General features: G+C 68.9%; 5 protein-coding genes. 1 reads left to right on the forward strand and 4 read right to left on the reverse strand.

Going from position 1 to position 9166, the window contains the following annotated elements; all coding sequences use genetic code 11:
• Window positions 1-299 precede the first annotated feature (299 nt).
• Window positions 300-1571 (reverse strand): FHA and sigma-54 interaction domain-containing protein, encoded by a 1272-nt coding sequence (locus tag HG543_RS05275; RefSeq protein WP_246356770.1) that lies wholly within the window; start codon window positions 1569-1571, stop codon window positions 300-302.
• Between the two features lie 462 nt (window positions 1572-2033).
• Between HG543_RS05275 and HG543_RS05280 the strand changes: the two genes are divergently transcribed.
• Window positions 2034-3167, forward strand: a complete 1134-nt coding sequence (locus HG543_RS05280) for an ADYC domain-containing protein (protein ID WP_169343568.1) — start codon at window positions 2034-2036, stop codon at window positions 3165-3167.
• 11 nt (window positions 3168-3178) lie between these two features.
• On the opposite strand, the gene HG543_RS05285 is transcribed toward HG543_RS05280, so the two are convergent.
• From HG543_RS05285 to HG543_RS05295, 3 genes are all read right to left on the reverse strand, one after another.
• Window positions 3179-6406 carry a serine/threonine-protein kinase gene (locus tag HG543_RS05285; protein ID WP_169343569.1) on the reverse strand — a complete coding sequence of 1076 codons (3228 nt, stop codon included), beginning with the start codon at window positions 6404-6406 and terminating at the stop codon, window positions 3179-3181.
• Window positions 6407-6570: 164 nt separating this feature from the next.
• The gene (locus HG543_RS05290) at window positions 6571-7716 is read right to left on the reverse strand and encodes a trypsin-like serine peptidase (protein WP_169343570.1); all 1146 of its coding nucleotides are present in this window, start codon (window positions 7714-7716) and stop codon (window positions 6571-6573) included.
• A gap of 242 nt (window positions 7717-7958) precedes the next feature.
• The gene (locus tag HG543_RS05295) at window positions 7959-9080 is read right to left on the reverse strand and encodes a hypothetical protein (RefSeq protein WP_169343571.1); all 1122 of its coding nucleotides are present in this window, start codon (window positions 9078-9080) and stop codon (window positions 7959-7961) included.
• Between the last annotated feature and the right edge of the window lie 86 nt (window positions 9081-9166).

Below are 9166 nucleotides of genomic sequence, written 5' to 3' on the forward strand. Positions count from 1 at the left end.
AGCCGAGCGATGGCGCGTCAGAACGCCTGACGAGGACGCGTGAGGCGTCGCGGACAGGAGAGCAACCGGAGCGGCGGTCTGAAGGGGAGGGCGGGCTTCAGGTTCATCGGATCCTTCTCCGGATGGAGCGGGAGATCGCGTTGCACGACCACCGGAAGCCGAAGAACCTGAGGATGACGCGATCGAAATCCATTCAAGGATGACAGGAAATTCATTTAAGTCAAGTCATCCCGAGAGATGCGTGCCTGCACTGGGATTGAGGGACTGCCCTGCGGGCCCGGGCGAGACGCCGCGATGCCTCACCCTTCGTCGGGCTCGGCTCCCGCTGGAATCGCGTGGCGCTCCAGCAAGCGCCGCAGCTGGGTGCGGTGCATCCCGAGAGCGCGCGCGGTCGCGGCCACGTTCCCACCGTGTTCCCGCAAGGCCGTCTCGATCCGGGCACGCTCGCCGTCGTTCAGGGGCCTGGCCTGCGGTGCTCCCCCTCGGGGCAATGACGGCGCCTCCGGTGCCGGCGCGGCGGGAGCGGTGGAGCTGAAAGCCGTGCCTGCGCTCGGGCTCAGGTGTCGCGCCTCGACACACCGGGCACCCTTCATCAGCGCTGCATGGGCGGCGCTGCGCGCCTCGACCAGAAGCTCGCGGACGTTGCCTGGCCAGGGCCGCAGCAGACAGGTCTCCACCAACGAGACGTGGAGCTCCAGCCCGTCGGACACCTGGGCCACCGCGCGTTGGAGAAGCAGAGGGACTTCCTCGGGGCGCTGCCGGAGTGGCGGCAGGGTGACCTCCGGGCGTCCGATGCGGAAGTACAGGTCCTCCCGCAGCTTCCCGTTCGCCACCTGCGCGCGCAGGTCCCTGTGAGTCGCCGAGCACACCCGCAGGTTCACCTTCTTCGGACGAGATGCTCCCAATGGGAGCACCTCCCGAGCCTCCAGCGCCCTCAACAGCTTGGCCTGGACGGCCAGGTCGAGCTCCACCACCTCGTCGAGAAAGAGCGTGCCCCCATCCGCGTTCTGGAGGAAGCCCTCCGCGTCGTCAGCCCCCGAGTAGGCACCCCGCTTGGAGCCGAACAGGAGCCGCTCCGCGAGCCCCTGGGGAATCGTCGCGCAGTTGACCGCCACCAGGGGGCCCTCGCGGTGGGGACCATGGTCGTGGAAGGCCTGCACCACTCCCTCCTTGCCGGTGCCGCTCTCGCCGTGAACATGCAGCGAGAACCCGAGCTGTGCCGCCCGCGTCACCTCCGCCAGCAGTGCCTGGACCGCGGGGCCTCGGACGAATCCGTCCATGATTTCGACCCCGTGCTTCGCCAGCGGCCCCACATCCGGACAAGGAACGAAGAGCGAGTCTCCCAGGCGGATCACCCGTTGCGCCTCACGTGGCGTCCCCGCGGGGAGCGGCTCCCCATCCACGAAGGTGCCGTTCTGGCTTCCCAGGTCGATGACCTGGAAGCGCCGCCCGTCGAACTGGATGCGGGCATGACGGCGCGACATCCGGAGATCGTGGACCTCTCCCATCGCCGCCGCGCCGCGGCCCAGCTCCAGGGACCCGCTGAGCAGGGGCAGGGCCTTCGCGCTCATCACTCCGTGGGAGAAGAGAAGGATCAGCCCCGGGGTGCGTGCCACCGCGGTGCTGCTCCCACTCATCTCCCCGCTCGACTGCAGGGTCGACCCGTCCTTGTCCATGGCCGGCCCGAATATAGGCAACAAGTGCCTGGCACAGGTCACTGTGCCAGCAACCGTGCCACACCTCAGGTGAGTCACCGGGAGCGGCAGAGAACCCCACTCGGGTAAGGTTGCTCTCACAGTCTGGCATGGATCTGGCTAGCTGAGCCCCCCAGGCGCACACCGCCCTGATCGACCGTGGAGGAAGAGCAGATGGGAGTGATGATGAACCAGGAGCCGGGTAGGCACTCATCCGCCATGCGGGTATCCACATGGCTCAGCTGCATGGTTCTGCTGATGGTGGCCTCCGGGGGGAACGGGTGTCGCACCACGGGCGAGCCAGCGGGGGAGGGCGATCAGGCGACAAGCTCCATGGGGGTGAGCAAGCTGGTCAGTTCCTGCCCGACGACATGCAGGGTCAGCAGCACCCACCAGACCTGTGAGCCGGCCGACCCGGCCTCCTTGACGTCATCCGACTGCGGGAGTTGCACGGTCGAAACCACTGATAAAGGCATTTCCTGTTTGAGCTGCGGCGGATGCCCCACGGGAACGTGCGACCCGGGCTGTTCGAATGGTCTGGGGATCTACGTCGCCGAGCGAGGAAACTACTGCTTCGGGGCGCCGGAGCACCCTGACGAACGTTCTGTGAGGAGAGGGGGCGCATTCTGTCCGGAGGCTTTTGTCAACCGCGAGCTCGAAGGCAAACAGACCGTCATGCTCCGGGGCCTGGCCTGGCCGGGTTGGACACCCGTCGAGCTACCCGTCAGCGCGGTGCATGGGGATGTCGTCAAGGCTGTCAGGTCGGCCCGGATCAAGGATGGAAACTTCCAGCTCACGCTCGATGATGACAGCTTCTTCAGCGGGGTGAGCATCAGCCAGGTGGAGCTCCGGGTCGGTGCCAATCCCAACGCCCCTGCCTACAGGCTGGGATTCGGTGAGCATGAGCTGGGCGTCACCAGCCGATACAGGGTCCAATACACCGGAGCCGATGGGCCCAAGCCACTTTGTGCCGGCCCCTACCCGAATAGCCCTCCTGCGCGTACGGCCTTCCTTCCCGGCCGGGCGGTGGATGGCTGGAACGCCTACGTGACAGAAGAGCCAAACGTCGTGACGATGGCCTGCGAAACGGGCGCCATTGTCACCTGCTCCCAGGTCTGGGGCTACGTGCCGTGGAACACCGGTAAGGGCCAGCCCGACACAATGCTCGAAACGATCTACGCGTCCTGTCTCCAAGCGAAGCGTGCCGCCTACTTCGTGGAGGCCGGCCACTTGCGGAGCTACACACGGAGCGGCATCGAGGTCCGTAGACGGGATCAACTCAACATCAAGGCCGACGTCATCGAAGACGTGGAAGCCGTCTGGGGCCCTCAGGGTGCGGAGTGCATCACCCCGGAGAACAACCGTCTCAAGGATCCCCAGCTCGCGTCCCAGCTCCAGGAGCTCGCCACCAAATACGGCGTGCCCTCGTGCAAGTCCGGAGAGGGGACGCTCGTGACCGGGCCGTTCCCCTAATTCCGTGGGAGTCACTCGGCCGGAGCGAGCAGCGCCTCCGCCTCGCGCGCTGGCGCCTCGAGCTCCCGCTGGAGCAGGGGGTTGAGCTCGAGGGCCCGCGCGAGGGCGTCCCGTGCTCGCAGCGCGGTGTCGCCCCGCTGGCTCTTCTCGTCCAGGAGCCGCGCGCGCGCCAGCAACAGCCTGCCATGGGTCGCGTGGGCGTGCGCCGACCGCGGGTCGAGCCGGAGCGCGAGCGCCACCTGCTCCAGTCCCTGGGTGAGGGCGGCGGAAGCCTCTCCCCTCGGCAGCACCTCCGCCAGCCGCCATGACACCCTCGCCAGCACCTCGTGGCTCTCGTTGTAGGCGTGCAGCTCCACCGCGCGGCGTGCCTCGGCGAACGCCCTTCGCAAGTGCGGCAGCTCCCCTCGCGCGCTCCTCTTCGCCCAGTCCGCCTCCGCCAGGGCCAGTCGCGCGCCCTCCACCCGGCAGTCCACGCACCTGGGGTCGAGACGGTAGGCCTCCACCAGCGCTGCTCGTCCCGCCGCGAGCGCGGGGCCTGGGTCTTCGTTCCGTTGCAGGGCGTAGGTCATCGCGAGCAGGTGACCCATGGCCCGGTAGAGCTGGGTCCGCCCATGCGCCGGGTTGAGCTCGATGGAGCGCGCGAGAGACGAGGCAGCCCGCTCCAATGAAGCGCGAGGGTCACCACCGGAGCCGAGCTGATGGCGGGCCTGGGTCAGCTCCGCGAGGGCGACGATGTTCAGCGCCGCGTAGAAGCGAGCGTCGATGGCGAGGGCCTGCCAGGCCGCCTCGAGGGCCTTCCGTACCTCTGCTCGTGGGTCCTCTCCGCGCGAGACGCTGTCGCTCGCCATGGCGTTGTAGAGGTCGGCCAGGTTGACGAATGCGAAGAGGTACTTCGGGTCGCTCTGGGTTGCCCGGAGGAAGTACCGCTCCGCCTCCACGTAGGCCGAGCGGGGATCCTGACCGTGCTCCCGCTGGTGGTTGCCCCTCCAGCGGTGGACGTTCCCGAGGTCGTTGAGCCCCCACGGATAGTTGGGCTCGAGCTCGATCGCCCGGGTCAACGACGCGATGGCCTCGTCCCAGGCCGGGTTCGGATCCTTGCCCTCCCGCGCCTGTTGCAGACCCCGCATGTAGTGGCTCAGCCCCAGCGTGTCGTGAGCGTAGACATCCCGGGGGTCCAGCTCCACGGCGCGCGAGGCCGTGGCGAGCCATTCGGCGAGGATCGGCTTCGGATCCAGCCCGCCGCCCTGGAAGTTCATCACCCGGTACCAGTTCATGAGCACGTAGGCCTTCCGGGTGTGCCCGAACGCGCGCAGCGGGGCCGCCTGGAGGGCCTTGTCGCTCGCCACCAGGGCTCGTTCGAGCGACTCCTTCCGCGAGCGTCCCTGCCGCAGGTCCAGCTCCGACTGCTGCAGCCACACCTCGGCCAGTGCGTCGTGGTTCCGCGGGTCACTGCGCCCGTCCTCCACCGCCCGCTCGTACAGGCGCGCCGCTTCCTCGAAGCCGGCGCGCGCCGCGTCGTATGCGCCCTGCTCCAGGTGCTCCATGGCCCGGGCATGGGCCACGTCTCCCGCCAGCCGCCTGGCCTCGTACATCCAGGGACTTTGCGCCGCCGCCTGCTCCGCGGCCTTCGCCGCCCCGGCATACTCCCGCCGGTAGAAGGCGATCAGCCCCTCGAGGTAGAAAGGCGACTCCAGCTCCAGCCCCCGGCTGCGATCGAGCGACTGGAGCGCGGGCTCGAGGTACTGCTGCTCGAGGAGGCGCTGCTGCCCGGCCGCCCAGTCCTTGCCGCCCCTGCGCCGCGCCTCCTCCAGCAGCCGGTGGTACAGCTCCCCGAGCGTGCGCCCGAGCGCGTAGTGCAGCTCCGGTGTGTCCACGCCGTTCTCCCGGGCGCGCGTCAACGCCTCCCGGGCCGCCTCGAGCTCGTGCATCGCCAGGTGGCCGCGCCCGAGCGCGTACTGGACGAGCCCCTCGCCGTGGGCCCCCAACCCGTGCCGCAGCGCCGCGATCCTCGCCATCTGCTCACGGACGAGCTGATGCTCGCGGCCGGTATCGTGCAGCAACAGCGTGTGGGAGGTGCGCAGGAACCACTCGATCTGCTTGACCTGCTGTCCGAGCTGCCCGGCCACCGCGGCGCGCTCCTCTGACTGCTGCCGGGCGTGGCGTGCCTGGAGCGAGGAGTACACCCCGAGAGCGGAGAGCATCAGGATGCTCGCCAGCGACACCGCGGAGACCGAGACGAGGGCCCGGTGCTTCCGGGAGAAGCGCCGCAGCCGATGCGCCAGGCTCGGGCGCCGCCCGAGGATGGGTTCGCCGTCGATGTAGCGCCCGAGATCCTCGGCGAGCGCGCGCGCGGAGGAATAGCGCTGCTCCGGCTCCTTGCTCAGGCACTTGAGGACGATGGTCTCCAGGTCGCTGTCGAGCCGCGGCACACGCGCACGCAGGGGCGGCGGCTCCTCGTGGAGCACCTTGGCCAGGGTGCCCATCAGCGTGGAGTCGGAGAAGGGTGCCACCCCGGCGAGCAGCTCGTAGAGCGTCGCGCCGAGGCTGTAGACATCCGAACGGCGATCGATGTTGTGGACCTCGCCGCGGGCCTGCTCGGGCGCCATGTATGACGGCGTGCCCATCAGCGCCCCCGTCGAGGTGAGGTCGTGGCCTTGGTGGACCTCGTATGCCAACCCGAAGTCCATCACGAGCGGGCGCCAGCGCCCGTCCTCCCCGCGCTCGAGCATGATGTTGGAGGGCTTGAGGTCCCGGTGGATGATGCCAAGCCGGTGCGCCTCGTGGATGGCGGTGGCCACCACCCTCATCACCTCCACCTTCTCGACCAGGGACAGCTCGCTGGCGGCCCGGTCGAGCTGCTGGCCCTGGACGAACTGCATGGCAATGAATGCCTTCCCGCCAACGTCGCTTGCCTCGTAGATGGTGCACACGTTGGGGTGATGGATCCGCGCCTGGGCCCGAGCCTCCCGGAGGAAGCGCATCATCCGGTCGGGGTCCGCCCCGCGGATGAGCTTGAGCGCCACGACGCGTCCGAGGCGCCGATCGAAGGCCTTGAAGACCTCGCCCATGCCACCGCGGCCCACCCGCTCGTGGACCTCGTACCGTTCCAGCTGGGGAAGCGGGCTCTCCGCGCCTCCTCTGGAAGAAGGGAGGCGCTCCGGAGAGGTCGCGGTGGAGGGAGCCGCCGCTTCCGCGAGCGTCGGCTCGAGCGGCGGTGCTTTCGTGGTGGGGGGCGGCATCTGTCCTCCTCCCCACGAACCATACCAGCCAGGCCCCCCTCGCGGCCCCGGCCGAAAGAGAAGACCCCGTGGCACCTCGAGGGCGCCACGGGGCTCTCTACCGAGCGGAGGCGGCGGGAATCGAGCCCGCCGCCGGAAGTTGGGAAGGAGGGGCGCGCGTGCGATCAGTTGCAGGCGCGGGTGGAGTAGGCGCTCGGCCAGGCCTCGATCCAGTCGCAGAGGTCCCCGATCTTCTGCTCGGTGAAGCGCGGGCCCCAGTTGGTGGTGCTGTCCGGGTAGCCCTTGTGCACGCCAAGGACATACAGGTCGCTGCCCACGTAGCTCTGGATGGCCGAGCCGCTGTTGCCACCCTGCGTGTCACACTTGTGGTAGAGCACGTCGCTGGTGGTGTTCGAGATGGTGCAGGACGAGCGGTACATGTAGCCGCCGCAGTCATCGCTGGCCAGGGGCGAGGCCGCGCACGTGTTGTTCCAGACCGGATAGCCCCACACACGCATGGCGCGGTCCTGGTAGAACGAGTCGCTCGTCCACCAGCCGAACCCGAGGTAGCCCAGGTTCGCCGTCTCCGGCTTGTCCTCGAGGATGAGCAGGGCGTAGTCCCACGCGGTGGCGTGGGTACGGGCGTAGCGCGCCACCACCTTGCGGTAGGCGCCGTTGGGCGTGCGGTCCGCGCCAGAGCCCTTGTGGCCGGGCGAGAAGTAGAGCGGCCAGTACCAGGTGCCCGCGTTGTCGTGGAGGCAGTGCGCGGCCGTCACCGCGTGGCGAGGGCCGATCATCGTCGCGGTGCAGGTACCCGTCGTGGCGTTCTCGTCGTAGATGATCGGTCCAACCGCCCGGTACGGCCACGTCTGGAGGGTGGCGTCGGAGTTGACCACGGTGCGGTCATCCGTGCCGATGACGATGCCCTGGGACACGCTATCGAGCAGGAAGCCCGGAGTGCCGCCCCCGTCGTCGCCGCGCCAGCTGCCACCGCCGCGCATCTCCTGGGGAAGGTCCATCGCCGCGTCGCCGGTGGCGCGGAACATGCGGCCGTCGCCCAGCACGAGGTAGTCGCCATCGGGGAGGTTGGCCTTGCCCGAGGGGGTGATGGCCTCGTCCTTGCCCAGGGGGCGCTGGGCCACCTGGCGCTCGAACTTCCAGCCACCGCTCCAGCTGGAGGGGTCCACGGCGGCGAGCTCCTCCTCGACGGGCGGAGGGGTGGACTCGCACCCCTGGCTCACCAGGCCCGCGACGGAGAGGAGGACCGCGGCGCCCAGGTGGCGCGAGCGGCGGAGCGAAAGGCGAAGCGGGAGGGTCGACAGCGTCGGCATGGTGGGTTCTCCGTGTGGAGGGTGTTGCCGCGGCATAGAGCAGCCGCCATGCCAGGCTTCAGCGAGGCCCCACGCGCCCGGTCGCGCGATGCAAGTGGTTGAAATCAAGGGCTCTGAGGGGCGCGGCACGGCTGGCACACGCCAGAGCGGGTGGCACAGGGGCCGTGCCTTCCATGTGCCAGCCGTGCCGCGCGTGGCGAACGCGGCCAGCTGCGTGCGCCCCGCTTCACGGTCGGCTGAATTCAGCCATCGAGCTCGTCGGCCTCGAGCCCCACGGCTTCGAGATCCAGCTCCTCCAGCGGGATGCGCTGGAGGTGCGTTCGAGGCGTGTCGTTCTCGTCGAGCTCGTCCTCGTATTGCTCCGCGCCGCTCTCGTAATTCACCCAGAGCTGGCCATCGATGATCTGGATGCCCTGGGCCCAGGAGTCGATGAGACCGTTGCTGATGTCGGTGCCCCCGCCGAGGGGCGCGGTGAAGTTCTCCTCGTCGAAGGGCAGATGAATCAACTCCTGCTTGCCCGTGGTGAAGAGGATGGCTCCGTCCACGACCGTCATTCCCTGCGCACGTTCCGGGGCGGTAATCGGGCCCTGCAGCGAGTCCTCCGCCATCTGACCGTCCTCACCTATCTTGAAGCGCCAGACGGCTCCGACGCTGCAGTCCGTGTTGACGCCGTCTTTCTCGCTGCTGTAGGTGCCGACGTAGACGTAGCCGTCCTTGACGGTCAGATAGCTCGCGTTGGACAGGTACTGGGTCCCGGTCGCCGGGTCCCGGAAACCCTCGGCGCTCGGCATGTCGATGACGTGAAGCGCGCGGACCGGCGTCTCCCCGCTCTCCGCCGCGTCATCGATGTCCTCACGCCGATAGACATAGATATGCTCTGTGTCGGCGACGTAGACGAACTCACCGTCGGTCGAAACACCCCCGCCATGCGTGGGGGCGCCAATGGTGGGGTCGGCGCCCATACCGCCGAGCTCGACATGACCGGACTCCTCTCCCGTGTCCTTGTCCTGGATGGAGATCCGGACCTGATGCGTTTCGTGGTGGTAGTAGGTCGTCAGCGTTTCGCCGGTGGCCTCGTCGTAGCCGAGGCCCTGGGGCGTCCACCCGGTCCTGAGATGGATGAGCTCGCCCTGTTCGTACCCGCCCCCACCTCCCTCGACATCGACCAGGGCCGGAAGCGTGACCGGCGCCCTACCGCTTCCCTGCAGGTCGAGGAGTCGGGGCGGCGCGGCCTGGAACGTGTCGCGGAAGTACGGTGTGGACGGTGTGGCGGCGGGTGGGGGCGCTGGCGCCGGGGCCGCCGGAGTCTGCCGGGGGACCGTCGGAACCACCGTGGAGACGAGTCGGCGAATCGAATCGAACATGGCAGTCCTCCTCTGGGCTCGGCGCGACGTGAGGTAATACGCGCTTCCCGCCAGCCGGTTACACGGGCGGAGACCCGGGGCAGGGG

It is taken from the genome of Pyxidicoccus fallax, from assembly GCF_012933655.1.
Taxonomy (GTDB): domain Bacteria; phylum Myxococcota; class Myxococcia; order Myxococcales; family Myxococcaceae; genus Myxococcus; species Myxococcus fallax.